Source organism: Microcystis sp. M44BS1 (assembly GCF_020244875.1).
Lineage (GTDB): Bacteria > Cyanobacteriota > Cyanobacteriia > Cyanobacteriales > Microcystaceae > Microcystis > Microcystis panniformis.
In genome coordinates this window covers 1-23453 of record NZ_JADBVM010000080.1, presented here as the reverse complement: position 1 = coordinate 23453, position 23453 = coordinate 1, and the positions used below count along the sequence as shown (strand labels likewise).

The following is a 23453-nucleotide window of genomic DNA, read 5'->3' as shown; positions in this document are numbered from 1 at the left end:
TGTAGGCTATCAAATTTCTGGTTAACATCCTGTTGCAAGATATCAATTTTTTGGTTAACTTCCTTGATGCTGTCTTTGATTTCCTTGAGGACGGATTCAAGACTATAAGTAACGGTTTCGTTAGACATTTTGGTAACATCCCTGGGAGTAATGATAGTACAATAATTTTATTTTAATCCTAAATCTGGTTATTAAAGACTGATTACCTATTGCCTCTCCTGATATGTAGGGAAGCACAATTATTTGTAGGATGGGTTAGCAGTAGCGTAACCCTTGCAGGTGTTGGGTTTCATGCTTCAACCCAACCTACATTCTGTCTTTAATTTCCTTGAGGACGGATTCAAGACTATAAGTAACGGTTTCGTTGGACATTTTGGTAACATCCCTGGGAGTAATGATAGTATAATAATTTTATTATAATCCTAAATCTGGTTATTAAAGACTGATTACCTATTGCCTCTCCTGATATGTAGGGAAGCACAATTATTTGTAGGATGGGTTAGCAGTAGCGTAACCCTTGCAGGTGTTGGGTTTCATGCTTCAACCCAACCTACGTTCTGATTATCTATTGCCTCTCCTGATATGTAGCCTATACTCAACGGATTTAGTATAACTATCTCTGCCATTAATTTTGAAAAATGCTATAAATTTCCTCGGCAATATTTCTGCTACCTCCGGACTCTCCCACTCTAATTTTGCCATTTTCTAAACATCTGTGTAAATAACGAGAATCTGCCAAAATATCAATAATTTTAACCGCGGCATTTTTAAATAAATTCACCTCCGTGGGTTTCTGTCCAATAGTTATCACCGATTCCCCTAATAAGCGCATCTGTGCCTCAGCAAAAGGATAGGTAAATTGGGGACCAAATCCGGGTATTTGTAGGACGGGTTTTCCTAATCCTACTGCTTGTTCTACTGCTGTACCCGCCATGGCTAAACAAGCGTCACAATGGTGTAGAATATCGGCAAAAGCATCACGATAACAGCACAATAAAGCCCCATTTTTCTCTAATTTTCCCGCTCCTAAATAATGCCATCCCTCTTGTTTAGCTAAATTTTCTAAGTCGGTTTCTCTGATACTAGGAACGATAGCAGCCCGAAACTGCATCGGTTTAATTTTAACTATTTCCTCACAGACTTGTAACTGTAAAGCCAAATTACTCAAAGCTTCGGGTAAACGACTCCCCGCTAATAAAGCAATCATGGGAATTTGACGATCTAATTCTAAATCTTTACCCGTTGGTGTTAAGACATCCATAATCGGATAACCGGCAAAAATCGCTTTTTTAATACCCCGATTTTGTAGGTCTGTTGCTGTATATTTATCCCGGGTAAAAACTCTTAAACAATTCTTCGATCTTAAACATAATTTTGTCAGCAAAGGTAATTTAATTGTGCCTTCGTAATAACTGGAAGTAGAAACAATAAAAGCCACAAAGGGACGACTGGTTAAACGAGCGATCGCAATCGGCACGATATCCCCCACTGCTATCAATAAATCACAATCCTTGCTAACTTTAAAAGCTGCCTGAATTTGCTGAATAGTTAGACTAATTAATCCCGCACCAATATCCTTAATCCAATTCAAAGGATTGGTATAAATAATTCCCCCCGATGGCATAGTGGCAGTGGGGGCAATAATTGGTACTGACAATTTTTGATAAGCTTTTCCCTCTCCCACTAAAGGCAAAGCAGCTATAGATAATTGGGGCTGAATTTTTTGTAATTCCCCCAGAATTAAACTAGCATTTAAATCCTCGCCATGACCATTACTAAGAAATAAAACCTGTTTAAGCATCGATTTGTTATCCTCTATATTTCCTGGCTGCCAAAGAAACTGCCACCGTCACCGATTTTGCTTCTATTTGCTTGCTGACTAGCAAAGTATCGCCCATTTTTAAAGCGGCAGCTTCAGCGACGCTAGGGGTTCCTTCTTTCTTGTTGACAATAGCTGAGGGATTGGGGACATTAATATCTCTCAACTCCTCAGCAGTAAAGGTTTTTAGTGGCAATCCTTGCTCTTGACAATAGGCAATTAAACCCCGTTCATTAGCTTTGATGTCAAGGGTGGCAATACCGGCAATAGCGGCTAAAGAGAGGTGATAACGCTTAAAAACATCCCTAATTGCCCTATCTATGACCGTTTTCTCCGTCCCACGGATGCAACCTATTCCTAACCATAATAATCGTCCATGGCACTGCACTTTTGCCCCAGAAGGATCGGGGTAAAAACCAGGTTGGCTAAAACCTGTCCACAGGGGACCTATCCCAATTAAATCGATTGCGGGTGAGTGGAAAGCGGGGGAAGCGCTAGTCATAGAAGACTACAATATTTTTACCGGTTGAAATTGTTCGCCTTCGTCCAGTTGCCAAGCTTGTAAATCGATCGCTCGTCCTGAAACGACGGAGACAATTAAATAAGTATATCCTGACCAGGCTAATTGGCGATCAATTTCCGAGGGAATGGCGGCATGATCGGGATGGGAATGATAGATACCAATAATTTCTAGCTGGTTTTCCCGCGCCGATTTTTGAGCTTGTAAAAGCACTTCTGGCGCAATACTAAAGCGGTTTTTCCTATTACCTGACCAGTTATTTTCTGTGGTTTGCACGGTGATCACTTGGGCTGCTGTTTCGGTAATTTTTCCCAAGAGTAACCCACAACATTCTTCGGGATAGGTGGATTCTGCGTGGGTGAAAATACGCTGGGAAATTTGGTCTGTAATCAGGATCATAAGGGAAAATTTTCAAAACCTATTGATGTTAGTTTGCTTTAGCTATAGGGAACTTGAAAACTGGGTGCATCTCAATTTGGTCGAAATATCTATAGGACATTTTGGACGCAGGCGATGCGCCCCTACCATTGGCGCAATAATATTATTGTAGGGACTAATTGCCTTCGCCCTCTTTTAATAACTTCTGCATCGCTGACTCAGGAATAACTTATTCTTGGCCGGTTCCAGCCAATGTTAAATTTATCTTATTGTCCCCTAACCTTTGCCACTGAACTGATAAATGTCGATCGATTTTCGCAATCTTAATACACTTTGGGGTTCTATTTTAGTCGAAACATTGGCCCGTTTGGGATTGAAGATAGGGGTGGTTTCTCCCGGATCGCGATCGACTCCTTTAACGGTAGCCTTGGCAAGACATCCCCAGATTGAAGCTATTCCCATCTTAGACGAGCGCTCGGCCGCCTTTTTTGCCCTGGGATTAGCCAAACAATTGTATCAACCGGTGGTTTTAGTCTGCACTTCTGGCACTGCCACGGCTAATTTTTATCCCGCAGTCATTGAAGCAAAAGAAAGTCATGTCCCTTTATTAATTCTAACCGCCGATCGCCCCCCAGAATTGCGTCATGCTCATGCCGGTCAGACTATCGATCAAGTCAAACTCTACGGTAATTATCCCAACTGGCAAGCGGAAATTAGCTGTCCTAGTGCCAATATCGAGCGTTTACGCTATCTCCGTCAAACTATCATCCACGCGTGGTGGCGCTGTCTTGATCCTGTCCCCGGAGTGGTGCATCTCAACTTACCATTTCGGGATCCCCTCGCACCAACTCCCGATCTAGAAATTAACAATTTAGAGGCTAATTTTGACCAAGAGGCTTTTTTTAGCCATATATCTCGGCAAAATATGCCAATTAACCACTCAATTCTCGAAATTCCTTCTTTACCCCGCCAAGGAATTATCATCGCGGGATTAGCTTCCCCGCAAAACCCTGAAAGTTACTGTCAGGCGATCGCTAATTTAGCTCGATCGCAACAATATCCCGTCTTAGCAGAAGCTTTATCTCCTCTGCGAAACTATGCAGGTTTAAATCCCTATCTCATCACCACCTATGATTTATTATTGCGGAATCCTGCCATTAAAACCCAATTAACCCCCGATGTTGTCCTGCAAATTGGGGAATTACCCACCAGCAAAGAATTACGGACCTGGTTAGAAGAAATCGACTGTCCGCGCTGGATTATCGATCCCCATCCCGATAATTATGATCCTCTACAGGGAAAAACCGGACATCTCAGGGGAAATATCGAGCAATTAGGACATCTATTCCCAGAAAAACCCGATAATAACCGAGAATATCGAGAATTATGGCAAAAATTCGACCAGCAAGCCAGATTTAAAATCGATCGCCTTTTGGCAGCAGAAACTAAACTGATTGAAGGAAAAATCCCCTGGCTGCTCTCCCAATACCTCCCCCCCCGCACCCCGATCTTTATCTCTAATAGTATGCCTGTTCGCTATGCCGAATTTTTTAACCCGCCTAGCGATCGCCAAATTCGTCCCTATTTTAACCGCGGGGCCAATGGCATCGACGGCAACCTCTCCACTGCAATAGGAATGGCTTATAAAAATGTCCCTAGTCTGCTATTAACGGGAGATTTAGCCCTATTACACGATACAAATGGTTTTTTAATCAAAAAATATTTTGTTGGCTCCTTGACCATAATTTTAATCAATAACAAGGGGGGAGGCATTTTCCAGATGTTGCCGATCGCCAAATTTGACCCTCCCTTTGAAGAATTTTTTGCCACTCCCCAAAATATCGACTTTTGCCAACTCTGTCGCACCTACGGTATCGATTACCATTTAATCAGTGATTGGACTGATTTTCAGGAAAAAATCGCAGTTTTACCAGAATCAGGTCTAAGATTACTAGAAATATCCTGCGATCGAGCTTTTAATACTCAATGGTTCCTCAGTAATTATGTGTAGGGTGTGGGGTGTGGGGTGTAGGGAGTGGGGTGTAGGGAAGTGGGGTGTGGGGAAGTGGGGAGAATAAAGCTGCCTATTGCCTATTGCAAGAGTGCCTATTGCCTATCCTGATAGGTAGCCTATGCTCAACGGATTTAGTATTAATTCCCTTTTTCGAGAAAGTGAATACAATGGGTGGAAAGAGTTAAAAGAGTCCGATGAATCGACAAAGACGGCAAAAATCAAGACAATTTTCTCTCCCTAGATATTCTATCTTTCCCCCGGAACAATGGCGATGGGGAGTGACTTCTTTGGTGATTAGCTTGGTCTTGTCCCTACTGATTTTAAAACTGAATAGCTCTAGTCTCTCCACTGCCTCTATAAATATTTTTAATCCCTCCACTGTGGGGGAGAATTTAGCTGGTAAGAGTCTAGATGAGTTAGAAAAGCAGAAAATCGCCGAATTTTTGCAAATTGCCCCGCCAGACACCGAATTAACCCTCGATCGCACTCCTTTGTTTATTCTCCACGATACAGCTTGGAGTATGACTGCGGGTAACATCGAAGAACAGAAAAAATATGCTCGCGGTCCGATGAAATTGGGTCCCAATGTTTACATCCCCCGCAAACCGAATTCCAGGGATAGAGACATTTTAGACTCGATCGCCCGGCCTTTTTTTGAACGTCACCGTCCCACTGCCACTTTTTATGAACAAGCGGCCGAAATGCTGCCCGCAGACACCAGAGATCAATTAGTGCGTCAACTGTGGCAACTTACCCCAGAAACTATCCGCGTCAAGGGTTTTGCACTTGCTTTAGAGGGTGTTCCTTTGAGTACGCGATCGGCTCCTGAGTTAGAAAAAAGAGCAAGAATTTGGTTAAATACGCCTTCAGAAGCCGTCTTTAGGCGTTTAGTCAAGCAATATCCCATAAATTACTTTGATGGGGCAAAAACTACCGCATTATGGGCAACAGAAGCGATTTGTCAGCAGCTATCTCACCCTAATTGCGATCGCTTGCGACCGGTTTTTGCCGAAAGAAATCGTCGGGTTATCTCCAGTGTTAACATTGAACTGGTACAAGCGCCAGGATCCCACTGTTTGACCAAAGGACGCTTGCAACCCCTCCCCGGTTACAGCGATTTTCAATACCAACAAACGGCGAAATATTATCTCCTCGCAGCCTTACAAACGGGACAATTACCGCAAATTGTCAGCCATTTTGCCGTCGATAGTTTTCTGATTAATCAAGGAAAATATCCCCATTGTGACCCCCGGGGTTTTGATCTACAACGTCTCTACAATCTCATCAGTGAAGCTTTGGATTATGAACCCGGCACTGTTTACGGTATCGTCCCTCGTTACGGCACAAATATTCTAGCCGGTGATAATATTTGGTGGCATAATCGAGTTTTTGATGCGCCCAATTTACCCACAACTTTAAATTAGATCTGATCATTTAGAAATGTCCACTTCTCCCAAAGCTTCTAGATAGGTAATCGCCGCTTCTAAAGGAGAATCGTAGCCATAGGAAAACTCCTCAAACCAGCGTCCTTCCTCCGATTTGGTATCCAATTTATCTAACCATTGCTTCGCCTTTCTAGTTAAAGCTTCTCGCTTGCGCTGCTGTTTTAATGCCGCCGCTTTTTCTTTTTCCGCTGCCTCTTGTTGTTGCCTTTCTTGGTTTTCTAAGGCTAAAGCTTTTAAAACCGCATCGGTAGAAGAATCGCCGGCATAATTAACCTTAAATTCGGCCGGGGAACGATCTTTTTCTTGGCGAGAAGAAGGGGACGGCATCGGTTTTTCCTGATCCCGTTTCTGGTATTCTGCCTTCATTTGTGCCAGTAAATCTTCTATTTCTCCCATAATGATCAAGTTAGAAAGTAAAAAGTTAAAAAGATAATTGCTCTGATTCCCTCTGCCTTAATAACTAAGTAGGGTCTGCTGAATAAATCTAAAAACCTTGTTGGATAAGAATTTTAGACTTTTTTCCCATCAAAAAGTGCCAGACCTTGGGGGGATCGGGGGGGAAATTTAGGCTCTTTTTCCCTGAAAATTAGGTAATTGACCCCCTGAAAATGGGTAAAACCCCACACCCCACACCCCACACCCCACACCCTACCCCCAGGAAAAACTTTTTCAGCAGACCCTAAGTAGCTGGTTATAATTAAATTGAAGATGGATCCCCCCTTAATCCCCCCTTGATAAGGGGGGTGTCTGACAGTTTTTAACACCTAACTACTGAATAATGGGTTTCCTTATTTTTCCAAACGGACCACATACCATTGTAGATAACCCCCCTCACCCAGGTCTAACTCGCAGTAATTATCGCGCAAATAGAGAGCTTTTTCCTCAAAACTAGAGAATTTTGCCAATTGTCGGGGACAAATCTCCGGTTTTGCGGCGATTAAATCCTTTAACTTATCCCGCAACTGGTCGGGAGTCTGGAATTGTTCAGATTGATCGGCCTCAAGGACAAGAAAATAGTCCCCTTGATACATAATAGAGTCGGGCATCGCTGTTTGATAGTCTCAGTAGGAAAAATTTTTGGCTATCTTTATCACTTTATCGCCTCAAAGCTCGATCGACACCACCACTATGACAGACCATCTCACCAATCCCTTTCTCAGTCTCCCTTACGAAAGCGCCATGCAGGACTTGGGGGACCAATACTACGATCAAGTTGCGGCTGCGGATTTTCCCCATCATATCCTTCGTTTTCGCAATGATGCTTTATTACCTTTGGTGGGAATTGAGCCAGAATTAACCTTAGATGAGCATTTTATCGAGGCTTTTGGTAAATTTCAATCCCTGACCCCTTTTTTAGCCCTGCGTTACCACGGTTATCAATTTGGCGAGTATAATCCTTTCTTGGGAGATGGTCGCGGTTTTCTCTACGGTCAAGTTAGGGGTATTGATGGCAAATTATACGATTTTGGTACGAAAGGATCGGGACGGACCCCCTATTCCCGTCATGCGGACGGTAGGTTAACTCTCAAGGGTGGAGTTAGAGAAGTCTTAGCTGGGGAAGCTTTACGCAGTTTAGGGGTGAATACCTCTCGCTGTCTCAGTTTGGTGGAAACGGGAGAAGCTCTCTGGCGGGGTGATGAACCTTCCCCGACGCGATCTTCGGTGATGATTCGAGTTAGTAATTCTCATATTCGTTTCGGGACTTTTGAGCGTTTATTTCATATTAAACGTGGCGATTTAATTAAAAGACTCCTCGATCATGTGATTATTTATTATTATCCTGAAATCGATCCTCAAGATAGCGATCGCTATTTAAAATTTTACGCCGCTTTGATTGAAAGAACCGCTAAATTAGCAGCCCAATGGATGGCCGCAGGTTTTTGTCATGGGGTTCTCAATACCGATAATATGTCAATTACTGGGGAAAGTTTCGATTATGGTCCTTACGCTTTTATTCCTTCCTATAACCCCCAATTTACGGCGGCCTATTTCGACTACGGTGGCCGTTATAGTTATGGTAATCAGCCTTTTATCTGTCGCTTAAATCTAGAGTTACTACAATCTCCCCTGTCCATGGTTGTTTCCTTGTTAGAGTTAGATATGGCTTTGGCTAACTATGACCAGCATTACAATTTTTATTATCAAAAAATGATGCTCAAAAAGTTAGGTTTTGAGGATATTTTTACTCCAGAATCCGCTTTACTGGTCAGCAAAACTGTGGAAGTTCTCCAAGAAACTGGCCTCGGTTATCACGAATTTTTCTATCAATTAAGTGAACAATTTAATTACGGTTGGCGAGAAAATAGTTCTCTAATTATTGAAAATATGGATTTACCGAAAGCTGATTGGCAACGTTGGCGAGAATTATATACTTTGGTCTTAAATCAATTACCCTCAGATTCCTTGACTCAAATTGACGACACCTTAACGCATTATAATCCTAAAACCGCTTTACTTAGACCGCTAATCGAATCGGTTTGGGAAGCCATTACCTATAAAGACGATTGGCAACCTTTCCAAGAATTAGTGATAAAATTACAAAATAAACAGTAATTAAGTAAGAGGACAAAATTAATTTCTTGGTTAGAATAGGCAACAGGTGGTTAAATATGTGTAATTAATTATCTCTAGCTACTTATTTAGGTCATTTCCTGAAATGCGTTGGACAAAAATTGACCAGACTTGGCGATCAATGTTTCCCTTCTAACCATTAAGAGTGTCAAAATAATAGTAAAATTTTGTGACAAAGTGCCGTCATATCTAAGAATCTTTGCTAGAACTCTAGAAAGCTTCTGTGATCAGTCTCCTTCAAGGAGATTGTTTGCAGTAAGCTCTTCTGGCTAACAGGCTTTTGGGTGTGATATGGGGAAAGTTTCTTGCAATTGCGCCTAAATCGAGTGATATACAGAAAGTTGATCTATATCGTTACTCTGGAGAGTGTTGTGCAGAAAGTTGACCTATAATGTGTAGTAAAACAATCCGTAGGGTGCGTTCCCTAATGGGGGTCTTACTGCTCCACCGATCGATTTTGAGGAACGCACCATGCACATTGATTGAAGCTGTGAGTTTAGGTGGAATGCTGAAGGCACTGGGTAGTGCGATGCCAAAGGCACTGCGTAGCAGATCGCCGATCTGGTAGGGTGCGTTCCCTAATGCAACTTCTACCGCTCCACCGATCGATTTTTGGGGAACGCACCATGCCCATGGATTGAAACTGTGAGTTTAGGTGCGATGCCGCTCTGGTCGGACCAGTTGAGGAATGTTAGCGAAGATTCCCAATGTTTGGTTAAAATAGAGGGGCAAAAGTCGCCACAGGGTCGCTTCAATGACAGTTCGACAACCCCGCTACAGTAAAGAAGAATTTGCTCGACGTGGTAATGAGATTTATCAATCTCAGGTACGTCCCCAAGTCGAGGAGGGTAATCAGGGGAAAATTGTGGCAATTGACATTGAAACAGGGGCTTTTGAAGTAGCGGATGATTTGGTAAGCGCAGCGAAGCAACTTTCTGCACGAGTGCCTGATACTCAGACATGGTTTGTTCGCATTGGGCATTCAGCCGTCGATCACTTTGGTGCACGGAGCCTGAGAACAAAGCCATGATGCAAGGTCGTGTAAATCAAGGGTGTGAGGCGACGTTAGCGATCGCAGTCAGAAACAATGAAACAACGCAGATAGTAGATGCTGTAATTGATACAGGATTTTCGGGTTTTCTCACCTTGCCGTCTGACATAATTGCTAGGTTAGGGTTTATTTGGGAGGGTCGAGATCTGGCGACGTTAGGCGATGGGACTTTCTGCACGTTTGAAGTTTACATCGGGCTTGTGATCTGGGACGGGCAATATCGTGAGATTTACATCAACGAATCAGAGACGGTTCCGTTGATTGGGATGCAGCTATTACGAGGATACGATTTGCGAATTCAGGCAATTGAGGGTGGTTTAGTTATGATCGAAGCGTTGAAGTAGAGTGCGATGCTGAAGGCACTGGGTAGCAGCACGCCATCGCTGTAGCAACGTGGAGGCTAGAATATATTAAGCCCTATCGTTAGATGTTGTATATGACTGAACGACTTGAGCAGGCGATCGCCCAATTAAAAACCTTGTCAACCGATCAACAGGACGCGATCGCAACTCTAATTTTGGCAGAACTCGAAGAAGAGCAGCGATGGAATGACTCCTTTGCTCGCTCACCAAACTTGCTGGCTAAACTAGCAGCCGAAGCAATGGCAGAACATCGATCGGGTAAGACTCAAGAATTAGACCCAGAAACGTTGTGAAGTCTTTTACCACTGCTGGTTTTCGGGAGATGTTTTCTGAGCTTCCAAAACCGATTCAAGAGCAGACCCGCAAAGCGTATCGGCAATTCAAAGAAGACCCAAGCTATCCCAGCTTGCGATTCAAGAAAGTCCATCCACAGCTGCCCATCTATTCTGCACGCATCAATAGGGATTATCGTGCTGTCGGTCAATTAGAGGATGATACGGTGATTTGGTTCTGGGTTGGTTCCCACCCAGAGTACGATATGCTGCTTGACCAATTGTAGTGCGATGCCGAAGGCACTGCATAGCAGATCGCTATCACTGTAGGGTGCGTTCCCTAATGCAAGTCCTACTGCTCCACCGCTCGATTTTGGGGAACGCACCATGCCCACTCAAAATCGGTAAAACCCTACACCCTACACCCCACACCCCGCCCCCACGAAAAACTTTTTGCCGCAAACCCTAATCAATTAACGCTCATTCTTAATTCTCCTGGCTACTGGCTCCTTACTCCTCACCTAAAGGAAGATTTTTGATTTTTGCAAGAGGTCTCTTGTTTGAGTATGGGACTGACTTCTTGGCTTCAGGCTCAAATCCCGTCAGTCCCGCTCGCTCAATCCTTGACTGGGTAAGCTTTTCCAACTCTTTGACCCCATCTTGCTCCCAAAAATGAGCGAACGATGAGTCCCATGAGAGGAAACTTTGCCCTTGTCAGTGCGTCTTTGGCCTCTAAGCAAACAAGTGTCACGCTTGCGATAGAATAGATCGGACTTAGCCTAAATGGGGTCAGGGAAAGAATGTGCGGAATTGTTGGCTATATCGGAACCCAAACAGCGATCGATATTCTCCTAGCTGGTTTGGAACGTTTAGAATATCGGGGTTATGATTCGGCAGGAATTGCCACAATTCTCGAAGGTGAATTACATCGAGTCCGCGCCCAGGGAAAACTCTACAATCTGCGGGAAAAATTAGAACAGGAAGTTAATCCCTCCCAAATTGGCATCGGTCACACCCGTTGGGCAACCCACGGCAAACCCGTAGAAAGTAATGCCCATCCCCACACCGATAATAGTCAACGGGTGGCAGTGGTACAGAATGGCATTGTCGAAAATTTTCAGGTATTAAGAACAGAATTAAAGGAGAAAGGCTGTATATTTGACTCGGAAACCGACACAGAAGTTATTCCCCATCTAATCGCCAGTTATCTACCCAAACCTACCGATGAAGACTACTTGGGGGTGAGTCCTTTCCTCAAGGCAGTTTTAAGGGCAATTGAACGTTTAGAGGGTGCTTTTGCCCTAGGGGTGATTAGTCCCGATTATCCCGATGAATTGATTGTCGTGCGGCAACACGCCCCTTTAATCATCGGTTTTGGTCAGGGGGAGTTTTTCTGTGCCTCCGATGTCAGTGCTTTGGTTCCCCATACCCGGGCAGTGCTGTCCCTGGATAATGGCGAAATCGCTCGGTTAACACCCTTGGGAGTAGAAATTTATAATTTTGAGGGCAAAAGAGTCCGTAAAAGCCCCAGAGTCCTCGATTGGAGTCCGACGACCGTAGAAAAACAGGGTTATCGTCACTTCATGCTCAAGGAAATCTACGAACAACCCGGAGTGGTGCGCGACTGTTTAGGGACCTATCTGCATCCCCATTGGACAGCACAAAATGAGGATAATGTCAACCCGATAAATATTAATTTTTCTGAAGAAATTTACGATAATTTAGAACATATTCAGATTTTAGCCTGTGGAACCAGTTGGCACGCTAGTTTAGTCGGTAAATACTTGATCGAGCAGTTGGCAGGTATTCCCACCAGGGTACAGTACGCCTCGGAATTTCGCTATGCACCCACCCCCCTGATGCCCAATACTTTAACTATCGGGGTGACGCAATCGGGGGAAACAGCCGACACTTTAGCGGCTTTGGAAACGGAAAAACAGCGTCGTTTAGGATTAGAAAAAAAATATCAGGCCCGGATTATCGGTATTACTAATCGCCCCGAAAGTACCCTAGCACAAATGGTCGATCAGATTATTAATACCCAAGCAGGAATCGAGATCGGGGTGGCGGCAACTAAGAGTTTTACGGCACAATTATTGGGTTTTTATCTCTTAGCTTTGGATTTATCCTATCGTCGTCAAACTTTGTCTTTAGAGAGAATCGAGGAAATTATTAATGGAATGCGATCGCTGCCAAGATTAATCGAGACTGTCTTAGAAAAACAGGAAAAAGCGATCGAAGAATTAGCCCATGAATTTAATGACACCCAAGACTTTATTTTCTTGGGACGGGGGATTAATTTCCCCATTGCCTTAGAAGGGGCCTTAAAACTCAAAGAAATCAGTTATATTCATGCGGAAGGCTATCCAGCAGGAGAAATGAAACACGGACCCATCGCGCTTTTAGATGCAAAAGTTCCCGTAGTAGCGATTGCTATGCCGGGGATAGTTTATGATAAGGTTCTCTCCAATGCACAGGAAGCAAAAGCAAGGGATGCGCGATTATTGGGAGTAGTTGCCGACAGCGATACGGAAGCGCCAAAAGTCTTTAATGATTTGTTGTATGTGCCGGAAATTGAAGAATTATTATCGCCAATTCTAACAGTAATTCCCCTACAATTGCTCTCCTATCATATCGCAGCCCGTCGCGGTTTAGACGTGGATCAGCCGCGCAATTTAGCCAAAAGTGTCACGGTGGAGTAAAGTTCAACAGGTTGAAACTATCCGATCAAGCGGAGATATCTGATCGTTGTGCTTTGCTGTTCTATGTTGTTCAGGTTTCATCCCTTCGGTAAAATCGAGGGTCCCCCCCTGACATTTATGATAAAATCAAGAGGCCGACTGACATCTGAGAAGCGATAGCAACCATGACGGGTGTGGACTTACAGCAATTATTACTAGAAAAATGGGGTCGTTCCTACGATATCCAGCTGCGACGCATCAAAGATAAGGTTCATGTCCAGGTAATGTGGAAATATCTCGAACAAGCTTCTTTTCCCCTCTCCGAGTCCGAATATCTGGAACATCTCAATGCGATCGCTAATTATCTCCACGAATGGGGTGGTTTTAGTCAATTTCAAGCTTTTATCCGCGAAACCCGCGAGCGTCCCCGTCTCGGTAAAGCGGTTAGTCTGGCCTTAGATCTAGGTGAAAGGGCATCGGAATGGCTGATCAGTGATCAGTGATCAATTATCAGTGACCAGTGGGATTGTTAAGTGAACAGTATACTGCATTTAAATTGCGTATTGGATATTTTAATACAAATGCTCGAACTCCCCACTCCCCCATTCCCCCACTTCCCACTCCCCCATCTCCCTCTCTAGCCACAAAAAAGGCGTTAAGCTTAACCTTAACGCTTGCCTTTGATTTAATGACAGTGACTAGCTCTTGCGACGAGAGAAAGCGCCAACACCAGCAACGGCTAAGATACCCAGGATAGCAGAGGGTTCGGGAATATCAATAGTAACACCGGATTTTTGGAGAGATAAAGCATAGCTTTGGGAAATCTGACCAATACTATCAACGCTTCTGGTGAAGGTGATGTTGTAAGTTCCGAGAAGATTGGGATAACCATTAGGCTCCTTAAAAAGCATATTGCCCATTACACCGTAACTTGTCGTACTACCACCAGCATTAGATACAAAGGTACCGTAAGCCACGCTGCTAGTGATATCACCGATCACAGTGCCAGATCCTGGACCGACGGGATAGGCAGTGTTCACAAATACGCTAATAAAATTAGCTAGAGGAGAGGGAGCAGTAAACATGGACATCATACCAGTACCAGTGCCAGTTAATGCAAAACTGGCAGGAATAGAAGTAATGTCAGCAATTGTCACACCGCTAAATTGACCCGTAGCACTGTTTACTGCGCTGACGTTCAAGGGTTTAAGCATTGGGTCAGTAGTTCCCCACTGGTCGATGTTTGCATTCCCAGTGATGGATAAAGTACCGGCGAGCACCGTCGCTGCCTGGGCAGCACCGCCGAAGCCGAAAGCGGCAACGCTGCCAGCGATGGCAAGAGCGCCGGTAGTTACTCGTCTAGAGATGTTTGTGATCATTTTAAGTGGTTTGTTACTTTTTATTAGGGCAAAGTACGTAGACTACGCACTCTAGTATAGTTATAACCTTGCACAGATGAAATGTCAAGTTAATGGAATGAAAAGAAAGTGAGATGCTCCTTAGTAGGGTGCGTTAGCGTAACTCACCAAAAACCTTTCTTTGTGGTGCGTTACGGCAATATTCAGAGCTTGATTTTTGCCCTAAAAACAAGGGATTGCCTAACGCACCCTACCCAACTACTAGAAGCATAACGCAATCGCAACAATGCAATCTACTTCGGTTATCGTACAGCCCTTATCTAAAGACTTGTGTGATTTGAAGCGGTCAAGGAAGTATTTATGGTCACAGGTAAGCTAAAACGCTGATCATTAGACCTCGACCTAATATTATGTCAAGACTAAAAGTTTTTCTAGTTAGGGTTTGCGGCAAAAAGTTTTTCCTGGGGGCAGGGTGTGGGGTGTTAGGGTGTTAGGGTGTTAGGGTGTTAGGGTGTTAGGGTTTTAGTTGAAATTCCCCATTCCCCCATTTCCCCATTTCCCCACTTCCCTACTTCCCCACTTCCCCATACCTTTGAAACAGGATTTAGTATTACTGGTGACAGCAGCTACCCAATTTTTTTTGGTATTTGTTATGCTGATTGTTAACAATTTGTAATCTTTGGGAAAGTTCCTCAATACTGCATGGTCGTTTCTGCTACAATTCCACCCCTAGCTCAAGATACCCTCGCGCTGAAAGCGGTGTGGGCAAATATTGGCTATGATAGTTGTCCCCACCATTACAATTTCCATCTTCACACCCATTGCTCCGATGGTCAAATGAGTCCCCAAGACTTGATGAGACAAGCGTTAGACATCGGACTAAAAGGATTGGCAATTACCGATCATCACTCGATCGAAGGTTATCGACAAGCCCAAATTTGGCTAGAAAATCGGCATTTAAAGGGTTCTCTACCCCATCTCTGGACAGGGGTAGAAATTACGGCGAATCTCTTAGACACAGAAGTGCATATTCTTGGCTATGGTTTCGATCCTACTCATACCGTTTTGACTCCCTATCTGCAAAGAGCCAAACCAGAAGGAGATTTCGCTTTGGCCTCTAGAGTGATTAACAGTTTACAGCAAGCGGGGGCTTTAGTGGTTCTGGCCCATCCCTTTCGTTACCATCGTCCTGCGGCCGATTTAGTAGCGGCGGCGGTAGAATTGGGTATTGATGGTATTGAGGCTTTTTATGCCTACGGCAATCCCAAACCCTGGCTACCGAGTCAACGGGAAACCGAACAAGCGCTCGCTCTGAGTCGTCAATATCAATTATTTGCCACCTGTAGCACCGATTCCCACGGTAAATCTTTATTACAGCGCATTTAGCCTGATCGCGGGATTAACGGTAAAATACCTAAATTGACTAAACTCGATCCTTTCTCGATCGAGTGTTAGTTTTTTATGGCCAAAAACAGAGAAATGGGGAAGTGGGAATTATGAATTATGAAGTGGGGAAGTGGGGAAGTGGGGAAGTGGGGGAAGTGGGGGAAGTGGGGAATTTCAACTAAAAACCCCAACACCCCAGCACCCCAACACCCCAACACCCCAACACCCTAACACCCCAACACCCCAACACCCCAACACCCCAACACCCTAACATTTAATCCCCTGAATGAAAGATTTATTCCTTGACACTTGCTGGTTAATTCCCATTTATGGCTTAATTGGTTCGATTTTAACCTTGCCTTGGTCTTTAGGCATTATTAGTCGCACCGGTCCGCGGCCGGCCGCTTATATTAACCTATTGATGACCGTCTTAGGATTAATACACGGATCGATCGCTTTTAATCAAATTTGGCATCGAGAGACGATTAAACTGACTTTTGAATGGGTAAAAGTGGCCGATCTTAGTTTATCCCTTTCGATCGAACTTTCTCCCGTTAGTTTGGGGACCCTGGAACTGATTACCCTCATCAGTCTCTTGGCCCAAATCTATGCCCTTGGCTACATGGAAAAGGATTGGTCTTTGGCGAGATTTTATGGCTTAATGGGCTTTTTTGAGGCAGCTTTGGGGGGAATTGCCCTGAGTGACTCCCTACTATTCAGTTACGCTTTCCTAGAGATGTTAACAGTCTCTACCTATCTCCTCGTCGGTTTTTGGTATGCCCAACCTTTGGTAGTAACTGCGGCACGAGATGCCTTTTTAACCAAGCGCGTCGGCGATATTATTTTATTGATGGGTTTGGTGGCTCTGTCCAGTTACGGAGAAGGATTGAGTTTTTCTCAGTTAGAAAATTGGGCAGTAAATAACCCTGTGCCACCTCTGACGGCGACTTTGTTAGGATTAGCCCTTATTGCTGGTCCAACGGGTAAATGCGCCCAATTTCCCCTGAATTTGTGGCTAGATGAGGCGATGGAGGGACCAAATCCAGCTGGAATCATGCGGAATTCGATCGTGGTTTCGGCCGGGGCCTATGTTTTAATTAAGCTGCAGCCAGTGTTTACCCTATCTCCGATCGCGGCCAATGTTTTAATAGTGTTGGGGACAATGACGGCAATCGGTACTTCTCTGATGGCCCTATCCCAAATTGATATTAAACGGGTTTTATGCCACTCCACCAGTGCCTATCTCGGTTTGGTCTTTATTGCGGTGGGATTAGGTCATGTGGATATCGCTTTACTAATTTTATTCTCCCATGCGATCGCAAAAGCTTTATTATTTATGAGCGCAGGGGCATTAATTCTCACCACCAGTAACCAAAATATCACGGAAATGGGGGGAATTTGGGCAAGAATGCCGGCTACAACCACGGCTTTTTTAGGGGGTTCCGCGGGGATGACGGTTTTAATGCCCCTGGGGATGTTTTGGACGTTAAAACGGTGGTTAAGTGGCGAATGGGCGATTCCTTGGTGGTTATTAGCGGTTTTAATCTTTGTTAATTGTCTTAGCATCGTCAATCTCACCAGGGTATTTCGTTTAGTCTTTTTGGGACAAACCCAAAGTAAAACCCATCGCACCCCGGAAGTGGCCTGGCCGATGGCTTTGCCCATGGTATCGTTGATTTTAATCGTTTTATTGGCCCCGATTATTCCCCTACGTTGGGATTTTTGGCTATCTTTCACCAATCCTCTCCTTAATAACCAGAGTTTTACTATTGTCTGGGGTTTTCCCTTACTGATGGCCTCTGGGGTAATTGGCCTAGTTATCGGCTCAATGGTAGAGTTAAGACGAGCTTGGGCGAGACCAACCGGGTTAATCCTGCGATTCTTGCAGGATTTGTTCGCTTATGACTTCTATCTCGATCGCATCTATCAGTTTACCGTGGTTTTAGCGGTGGGCAGCCTGTCAAAAATTACCGCTTGGCTCGATCGTTATATTATTGATGGTCTGGTTAATTTGGTCAGTTTAGCGACGATTTTTAGCGGCAGTGCCTTAAAGTATAATGTTTCCGGTCAATCACAGTTTTATGTCTTGACTATTCTATTCGGAATAGGGGGATTAATCTGGCTCTTATTAAACGGTCAATGGTCACTGATAACTGATTATTGGTCATCCCTTTTGACTCATTGAACCTCTGTGTATCGCTCCCTAGTCTTCTTGGCGCGGACTAGGGAGGGAAAGCAGCGGGGTGAACTTGACATCCTCGCCGCCGTAAAACGGACGGCGATTCCCAAACCTCACGATTTAGGTTTCTGCTTCTTTCCCTTGCGGGGTTCCGCACCTGCCTTAACAGATTTACTCTGTTCTGGTCTTATAGTCGCGACCCGGACTGACACCGCAGGCCCTGCGGCCAAAATGTTTTTACTAGCGTTAATATCTCGGTCATGGTGTGTCCCACAGTCCCACTCTCGAACATTTAACGGCATTTTTTCAACAATATGCCCGCAATTACTACACCTTTTAGAACTAGGAAACCATCTATCTATTTCGAGGTAATTTCCTCCGTGCCAACGGCATTTATAGGCTAGTTGTCAACCCCGCAACCCCCAGCCCCCCGGCCCCCGACCCCCCCCGGCCCCCCCGACATCGGGGGGGTCGGGGGGGCAACTAACGTCAGATATTGCCTGAGATAATGTCGGGTTTTTGACCAGATTCTTGACGGCTAAATTCTCAACTACAATCGTTTGGTTTTCCCGAACTAATTGAGTGGTTAGCTTATGTAAATGGTCTTTTCTGCTATCGTTGATTTGAGCGTGAATCCTTGCTACTTTGATTCTCGCTTTTTCCCGATTTTTTGACCCTTTCTGTTTTCGAGAAAGATACAAAAAAGCCTTTTGCAGTCTCTGATAATGCTTTTTAAAATGCTTGGGATTAGATACTTTGTCGCCATCGCTGGTAATCACAAGGCTACTAATTCCTAAGTCAATTCCGATGGCTTTATCTGTTACTGGTAAAGGCTTAATCGTTGGGTCATCAAATCTTATTGAGATATGCCAACGCCCTGAGGGATGCAATCTGACTGTTACTGTGCTTGGTTCACAGCTTTCTGGTATTTGTCTTGACCATCGAATAGGTAAAGGTTCTGTGCATTTGGCTAAATAGATTTGTTTGTCTTTAAATTTAAAAGCAGATTTGGTAAATTCGGCACTTCCTCCTTGATGTTTTTTCTTAAAGTTAGGATACTTAGTACGACCAGCAAAGAAGTTAGTAAAAGCTGTTTGTAAATGTCTTAACCCTTGTTGTAAGGGTACACAGCTTACTTCATTGAGAAAGTCTAATTCTTCTTGCTTTTTCCAATCGGTCAACATTGAAGAAGTTTGAGCGTAGCCTACTCTTTCTTGCTTTTCGTACCAAGCTTGTGTTCGTTCGTGGAGAGCTTTATTGTAAACCAATCTTACACATCCCAAAGTGCGCCGCAATAGCGACTCTTGTTCTGGTGTCGGGTAAAATCGGTAAGAATAGGCTTTTTCCATGTCTCATATTTTAGCATATATTTCGTAAACGATGCTCATATTTAACAGCAAAGCCAACCTAAAACGGCGGGGTTTCAGACCCAAAATTTTCGATGATCGGATATTTCTAACTCTAGTCAGGGAATTAATTCCCCGAAAACCCTATTGCTCAAGTGAGTCAGATTGTCTAAACTCTCATGCAGTTAGCATTGTACACTAATCTAGCTTTTGTCTGTGATTACCATCCGCGATCAAGATCACACTTAACCGGTAATATTAGATACACTAACAGCTTATCCGCCCAAAATAGCAATGCCTACGCCGATTAATAGAATTAATCCGCCATAAATGACTTCTTGGGGGGGTATTTCACCAAAAATGAACACTCCTAACAGACTAGCGGCGATTGGCTCTAATAAAATTACCATGGTTACTATTGTCGGTGCTACCCATCGCAAAGCCCAGTTAAAGCTAGTATGACCGATTAATTGCGGAAAAATCGCCATCATTAACACATAAACATACACGGATAAGGGATAGCTTTCGTAACCTTGACCGAATAAAAAAATAGAAGGTAATAAAGCTAATCCTGCGGTAGTGTAGGCTACAGTTATATAATTCTTAATATTTAAGCCCTTTCTTTGTGCTTCCCGTCCGAGGAGAATATAACCACTGACGAGAATTGCTCCAATTAAAGCCAAGCTATTGCCCAATAAAGGGTTAGGATAAGAACTACTGACATCTCGATCGGCTAAAACAATCAATACTCCCCCCGTTAGAGCCACAAAAATGCCGATAAAGGTTAATTTGGTCGGTTTTTCTCGAAACCACCACCAACCCAACAGAGAAACCCAGAGGGGATTAGTGGTGACTAAAGTGGTGGAAGCGGCGATCGAGGTGTAGGATAGAGAAGTAATCCAAGTAGCAAAATGGAGAGCTAAACAAAATCCTGCCCCCACTGCGTAATAATAGGCTTGAATAGGGACTTTTTGGCGTGATAAGGTCAACCAGTTCGGAATTAGGACAACAGAAGCCAAGATCAGACGGGAAGTCGCTAAAAATAAACTAAATGCGATCGTAGCATTACCTACCGCTTCGATCGCTAACCGGATAAAAATTGCCGATGCAGAAACCGACACCACACCGATAGTTAAAATAAAAATAATTTTGGCGTTAGAAGGAGGCAAAATAGGCTACGCTTGCGCGATGATCGATGATGTTATTCACCAGTTATTTTAACCGTAGGCAGGAGGCAGGAGTCAGTGGTCAGGAAATAGGGTTTTGGGGTGATAGGGTGATAGGGTTTTGGGGTGATAGGGTGATGAGACAGCTTTCCCACTTCCCCACTTCCCCACTTCCCCACTTCCCCACACCCCCCTGCCCCCCCGATGTCGGGGGGGTTGGGGGGGTCACACCCCACACCCCATCACCCATTTACTTGATCTATGGAACTACCAGAATTAAATATAGAGACAATTTGGGCGATTATTAACGATGAAATTGACGACGAAACCGTTAATAAATTGGTCTGGCAAACTTTAGGTTATCGCTACGATGAAAGTCAAGGAAAATGGGATAATAGTCAAGTAGAGGAAGATTGGCGGTGTGAATATCCCGAACCCCCAGATTTTATTGCCAATCGTCCCCCAACAGTAAAATTAACTCGATCGATCTTGCCAGAAAATAAACAATTATTAAAAGATAAATTGGGTTTTACCGGTTATAAAATTGGCCAATTCAATCCCCGCATGACTCGCCGTGCCACCGCCGCTAATTGGTTGTGCTTTTATGGGTTAAAATAGATAAGGAAAGTTATTTTATCAAGCTTCTAGCATGGTCACTATCCCTGTCAAGTCCTCCTCTCATCCCCTAGCATCCTATATTGAGCGTCTCACTGCTGGGGAAGCATTGTTAAAAGATACTCCCCAGAATTTGCTCGAGGTAGTGGGTATCCTGAAAAGTTATGGGGTGGTGTTAGATGCTTATTCCCAAAATTTAATTTATATTGCGGAAAATCAGTTTTTGGTTTTTTTTCCCTTCTTTAAATATTTTAATGGTCAAGTATCTTGGCAGAAATTACTACAACACTGGTGGCACGATCGCATTAATTTTGAGTATGCTGAATACTGTATGAAAGCCATGTTTTGGCACGGTGGGGGTGGTTTAGATAGTTATGTAGATGGTGCCGCTTTTCGGGAAGTGACAGCCAAAGTTATTCAAGCCAAATTTAGGAATAATCCCCTAGTTTTAAGTTTAAATAAAGTCTTTCCTGAATTTTTGCCAGAACAAATGCGGATGATGGCCTACTATAGCGGTTTAGGTCAATTTTGGCGAATTATGGCCGATACTTTTTTAAGTTTATCCGATCTCTACGATGCCGGAAAAATTACCAGTATTCCCGAAGTGGTGGCACACATTAAGAAAAATTTAGTTGATAATGCTAGTAAACCAATTGTCTATCAAGTAAAAATCAAAGGACAAACCTATGATCTGATCCCCAAATCGGCAGGATTAACCTTTCTTGCGGATACGGCAATCCCCTACGTTGAGGCGGTTTTCTTTCGCGGAACACCTTTCCCCGGTACAATTTCCTATAATGCCCAAGCCTATCAAATTCCCTACGATCAAGGAATGTTTGCCTATGGTGCTTTGTATGCGGATCCTTTACCCATCGGAGGTGCAGGGATTCCTCCCACACTATTAATGCAGGATATGCGTCACTTTTTACCGGATTATCTGCACGACATTTATAAAAAGAGTTTTCGTCAAGAGGAAGATTTATTAGTCCAGATCTGCGAAACTTTTCAAAAGTCGATGTTTTGTGTGACAACGGCAGCCATTCAAGGATTAGCACCTTATCCTTTAACTACCACAGATTTAAAAGAACAAAAAGCCAATCGCATCTATCTAGAAGCATGGATGAATCGCTTTGTTAAGTCGCGATTAGAAGCGGTAAATCAATAATTATTCTGCCGATAAATCGGTAATTTTTGCAGTCAACAAACTCCCTTTACATTTATGTCAGATATTAACGCCCAACTTCAGGATATTTTAGCTCAATTGCAATCTTTAACCGAACGGGTTGCCCTCATCGAAGCGCGGCAGATGTTAGTACCGGACATCGAGCGCTATGGTAAATTACAGCAATTCCTAGCTGAGGGGAACTTTAAGGAGGCAGACGCAGAAACTCTCCGAGTTATCCTCGAAGCTGCCGGCAGAACCCGCGATACTTTAACTCCAGAGGATATGATGCGGTTTCCCGTTAATGTGATTCGGGTACTCGATCGCCTTTGGAAAAATTATAGCGGCGATCATTTCGGTTTTAGCAATCAGGTGAAGTTATATTTTGCCGCCGGAGGTGACATTAACACCCTGCGTACCCAAGACGCGGAAACGATTAAAAAATTTGGGGAATTGGTGGGATGGCGCAACAAAGATGAGTGGCGTATCGATGATTATGATCACTGGGATTTTAGTCTAGCAGCTCCTCAAGGTTGTTTTCCCGCTCTCTGGTGGAAGTCTCCCTACGGGTTAAAAATGGTGACTTTTTGCTTTACTCGCCTGATAGAGTGCGATTTATAGGCAATGAAAGGAGTTATCGGCTATTTTCGGGCTTTATTGTCCCCCCAATTTGCCCCCACTGGGATAAAAGTGGCTGTAGTGGTGGGGACGATTTTATTGACAATTAACCACGGTTATGCTATAATGTCTGGGCGCATGACAAGCGATCGCTGGCTGGCGGCATCACTGACTTATCTAGTTCCCTATCTAGTCAATGTTCATGGGCAGTATAGCAGTTATCGCCGTCAGCAGTGGCCGAAAAAATCCCAGGAATAAATTGATTTCGCCCTATTTTTGATGGTAAATCTGTCCAAAAAAACACTTTTGCAGTTGAGGCATTTGCTATTGGTTCTGTGTTCTGGCGATTGGGCCATTAGTTGCAAATTGAGGCTCTTCGGGAATTGTTATGCAAATAATTAACTTAAAATAAAATTCGATGAGAGTACCTAGTCTCAAAAATAGCTGACATCCATACAGGGAGACACTTACGGCACAAACAGGTTAATACCAAAAGATAGACAATTGAGT

25 protein-coding genes and 2 pseudogenes are annotated in these 23453 nt (G+C 43.9%); 15 read left to right on the top strand and 12 right to left on the bottom strand.

Going from position 1 to position 23453, the window contains the following annotated elements; all coding sequences use genetic code 11:
* From IM515_RS05375 to IM515_RS05360, 4 genes and pseudogenes are all read right to left on the bottom strand, one after another.
* Positions 1–128: pseudogene (locus IM515_RS05375) on the bottom strand (DUF4164 domain-containing protein); the annotation flags it as partial.
* Positions 129–625: 497 nt separating this feature from the next.
* Entirely contained in the window at positions 626–1801 is a 1176-nt protein-coding gene (locus tag IM515_RS05370; protein WP_287630528.1) for a lipid-A-disaccharide synthase-related protein, read from the bottom strand.
* Positions 1802–1808: 7 nt separating this feature from the next.
* Positions 1809–2321 (bottom strand): cobalamin biosynthesis protein, encoded by a 513-nt coding sequence (locus IM515_RS05365; RefSeq protein WP_287630526.1) that lies wholly within the window; start codon positions 2319–2321, stop codon positions 1809–1811.
* 6 nt (positions 2322–2327) lie between these two features.
* Complete coding sequence (locus tag IM515_RS05360) at positions 2328–2738, bottom strand: M67 family metallopeptidase (RefSeq protein ID WP_004162447.1); 411 nt, start codon at positions 2736–2738, stop codon at positions 2328–2330.
* A 280-nt stretch (positions 2739–3018) separates the two neighbouring features.
* Between IM515_RS05360 and menD the strand changes: the two genes are divergently transcribed.
* Together menD and IM515_RS05350 are read left to right on the top strand one after the other, a co-directional pair.
* The gene (gene menD / locus IM515_RS05355; protein WP_287630524.1) at positions 3019–4728 is read left to right on the top strand and encodes a 2-succinyl-5-enolpyruvyl-6-hydroxy-3-cyclohexene-1-carboxylic-acid synthase; all 1710 of its coding nucleotides are present in this window, start codon (positions 3019–3021) and stop codon (positions 4726–4728) included.
* A gap of 197 nt (positions 4729–4925) precedes the next feature.
* A complete protein-coding gene (locus tag IM515_RS05350) occupies positions 4926–6155 on the top strand; it encodes a hypothetical protein (RefSeq protein ID WP_287630523.1) in 1230 nt (409 codons plus the stop codon).
* A gap of 6 nt (positions 6156–6161) precedes the next feature.
* On the opposite strand, the gene IM515_RS05345 is transcribed toward IM515_RS05350, so the two are convergent.
* From IM515_RS05345 to IM515_RS05335, 3 genes are all read right to left on the bottom strand, one after another.
* Positions 6162–6572: a salt stress protein, Slr1339 family gene (locus tag IM515_RS05345; RefSeq protein ID WP_193961673.1), complete on the bottom strand. Its 411-nt coding sequence runs from the start codon at positions 6570–6572 to the stop codon at positions 6162–6164.
* Positions 6573–6685: 113 nt separating this feature from the next.
* A complete protein-coding gene (locus IM515_RS05340; RefSeq protein ID WP_425589519.1) occupies positions 6686–6871 on the bottom strand; it encodes a hypothetical protein in 186 nt (61 codons plus the stop codon).
* 93 nt (positions 6872–6964) lie between these two features.
* Positions 6965–7222, bottom strand: a complete 258-nt coding sequence (locus IM515_RS05335; RefSeq protein WP_103112168.1) for a CRR7 family NDH-1 assembly protein — start codon at positions 7220–7222, stop codon at positions 6965–6967.
* An 82-nt stretch (positions 7223–7304) separates the two neighbouring features.
* Between IM515_RS05335 and IM515_RS05330 the strand changes: the two genes are divergently transcribed.
* From IM515_RS05330 to IM515_RS05300, 7 genes are all read left to right on the top strand, one after another.
* On the top strand, positions 7305–8729 hold the full coding sequence (locus IM515_RS05330; RefSeq protein WP_425589518.1) for a protein adenylyltransferase SelO: 1425 nt from the start codon (positions 7305–7307) through the stop codon (positions 8727–8729).
* A gap of 772 nt (positions 8730–9501) precedes the next feature.
* On the top strand, positions 9502–9777 hold the full coding sequence (locus tag IM515_RS05325; protein WP_002756880.1) for a hypothetical protein: 276 nt from the start codon (positions 9502–9504) through the stop codon (positions 9775–9777).
* Positions 9774–10142, top strand: a complete 369-nt coding sequence (locus tag IM515_RS05320; protein WP_193959985.1) for a clan AA aspartic protease — start codon at positions 9774–9776, stop codon at positions 10140–10142. Before IM515_RS05325 ends, IM515_RS05320 begins: the two co-directional genes overlap by 4 nt.
* Before the next feature lie 92 nt (positions 10143–10234).
* Positions 10235–10453: a hypothetical protein gene (locus IM515_RS05315; protein ID WP_193959986.1), complete on the top strand. Its 219-nt coding sequence runs from the start codon at positions 10235–10237 to the stop codon at positions 10451–10453.
* Positions 10450–10719: a type II toxin-antitoxin system RelE family toxin gene (locus IM515_RS05310; protein WP_193959987.1), complete on the top strand. Its 270-nt coding sequence runs from the start codon at positions 10450–10452 to the stop codon at positions 10717–10719. Before IM515_RS05315 ends, IM515_RS05310 begins: the two co-directional genes overlap by 4 nt.
* Positions 10720–11232: 513 nt before the next feature.
* Positions 11233–13134: a glutamine--fructose-6-phosphate transaminase (isomerizing) gene (gene glmS, locus IM515_RS05305; protein ID WP_193959988.1), complete on the top strand. Its 1902-nt coding sequence runs from the start codon at positions 11233–11235 to the stop codon at positions 13132–13134.
* 164 nt (positions 13135–13298) lie between these two features.
* Positions 13299–13616 carry a DUF3067 family protein gene (locus IM515_RS05300; protein WP_002756874.1) on the top strand — a complete coding sequence of 106 codons (318 nt, stop codon included), beginning with the start codon at positions 13299–13301 and terminating at the stop codon, positions 13614–13616.
* Positions 13617–13811: 195 nt separating this feature from the next.
* Here IM515_RS05300 and IM515_RS05295 read toward each other — a convergent pair whose 3' ends face one another.
* A complete protein-coding gene (locus tag IM515_RS05295; RefSeq protein ID WP_287627112.1) occupies positions 13812–14492 on the bottom strand; it encodes a PEP-CTERM sorting domain-containing protein in 681 nt (226 codons plus the stop codon).
* Between the two features lie 501 nt (positions 14493–14993).
* Entirely contained in the window at positions 14994–15140 is a 147-nt protein-coding gene (locus IM515_RS05290) for a hypothetical protein (protein ID WP_287633376.1), read from the bottom strand.
* A 33-nt stretch (positions 15141–15173) separates the two neighbouring features.
* Between IM515_RS05290 and IM515_RS05285 the strand changes: the two genes are divergently transcribed.
* Positions 15174–15857 (top strand): PHP domain-containing protein, encoded by a 684-nt coding sequence (locus IM515_RS05285; RefSeq protein WP_002766631.1) that lies wholly within the window; start codon positions 15174–15176, stop codon positions 15855–15857.
* 286 nt (positions 15858–16143) lie between these two features.
* Positions 16144–18042 carry an NAD(P)H-quinone oxidoreductase subunit F gene (locus tag IM515_RS05280; protein ID WP_287627111.1) on the top strand — a complete coding sequence of 633 codons (1899 nt, stop codon included), beginning with the start codon at positions 16144–16146 and terminating at the stop codon, positions 18040–18042.
* A 107-nt stretch (positions 18043–18149) separates the two neighbouring features.
* On the opposite strand, the pseudogene IM515_RS05275 reads toward IM515_RS05280, so the two are convergent.
* From IM515_RS05275 to IM515_RS05265, 3 genes and pseudogenes are all read right to left on the bottom strand, one after another.
* Positions 18150–19385: pseudogene (locus IM515_RS05275) on the bottom strand (RNA-guided endonuclease InsQ/TnpB family protein).
* Between the two features lie 272 nt (positions 19386–19657).
* On the bottom strand, positions 19658–20551 hold the full coding sequence (locus IM515_RS05270; RefSeq protein WP_287628376.1) for a DMT family transporter: 894 nt from the start codon (positions 20549–20551) through the stop codon (positions 19658–19660).
* Positions 20552–20630: 79 nt separating this feature from the next.
* The gene (locus tag IM515_RS05265) at positions 20631–20777 is read right to left on the bottom strand and encodes a hypothetical protein (RefSeq protein ID WP_287697903.1); all 147 of its coding nucleotides are present in this window, start codon (positions 20775–20777) and stop codon (positions 20631–20633) included.
* A gap of 32 nt (positions 20778–20809) precedes the next feature.
* Between IM515_RS05265 and IM515_RS05260 the strand changes: the two genes are divergently transcribed.
* The 4 genes from IM515_RS05260 to nrtS are packed head-to-tail and all read left to right on the top strand — an operon-like array spanning position 20810 to position 23201.
* The gene (locus IM515_RS05260) at positions 20810–21166 is read left to right on the top strand and encodes a DUF1823 family protein (protein WP_004161641.1); all 357 of its coding nucleotides are present in this window, start codon (positions 20810–20812) and stop codon (positions 21164–21166) included.
* Between the two features lie 31 nt (positions 21167–21197).
* A complete protein-coding gene (locus IM515_RS05255; RefSeq protein WP_287628377.1) occupies positions 21198–22328 on the top strand; it encodes a CO2 hydration protein in 1131 nt (376 codons plus the stop codon).
* 54 nt (positions 22329–22382) lie between these two features.
* Positions 22383–22946: a GUN4 domain-containing protein gene (locus IM515_RS05250; RefSeq protein WP_193958295.1), complete on the top strand. Its 564-nt coding sequence runs from the start codon at positions 22383–22385 to the stop codon at positions 22944–22946.
* Positions 22947–22949: 3 nt separating this feature from the next.
* Complete coding sequence (gene nrtS / locus IM515_RS05245; RefSeq protein WP_287628379.1) at positions 22950–23201, top strand: nitrate/nitrite transporter NrtS; 252 nt, start codon at positions 22950–22952, stop codon at positions 23199–23201.
* Positions 23202–23453 lie beyond the last annotated feature (252 nt).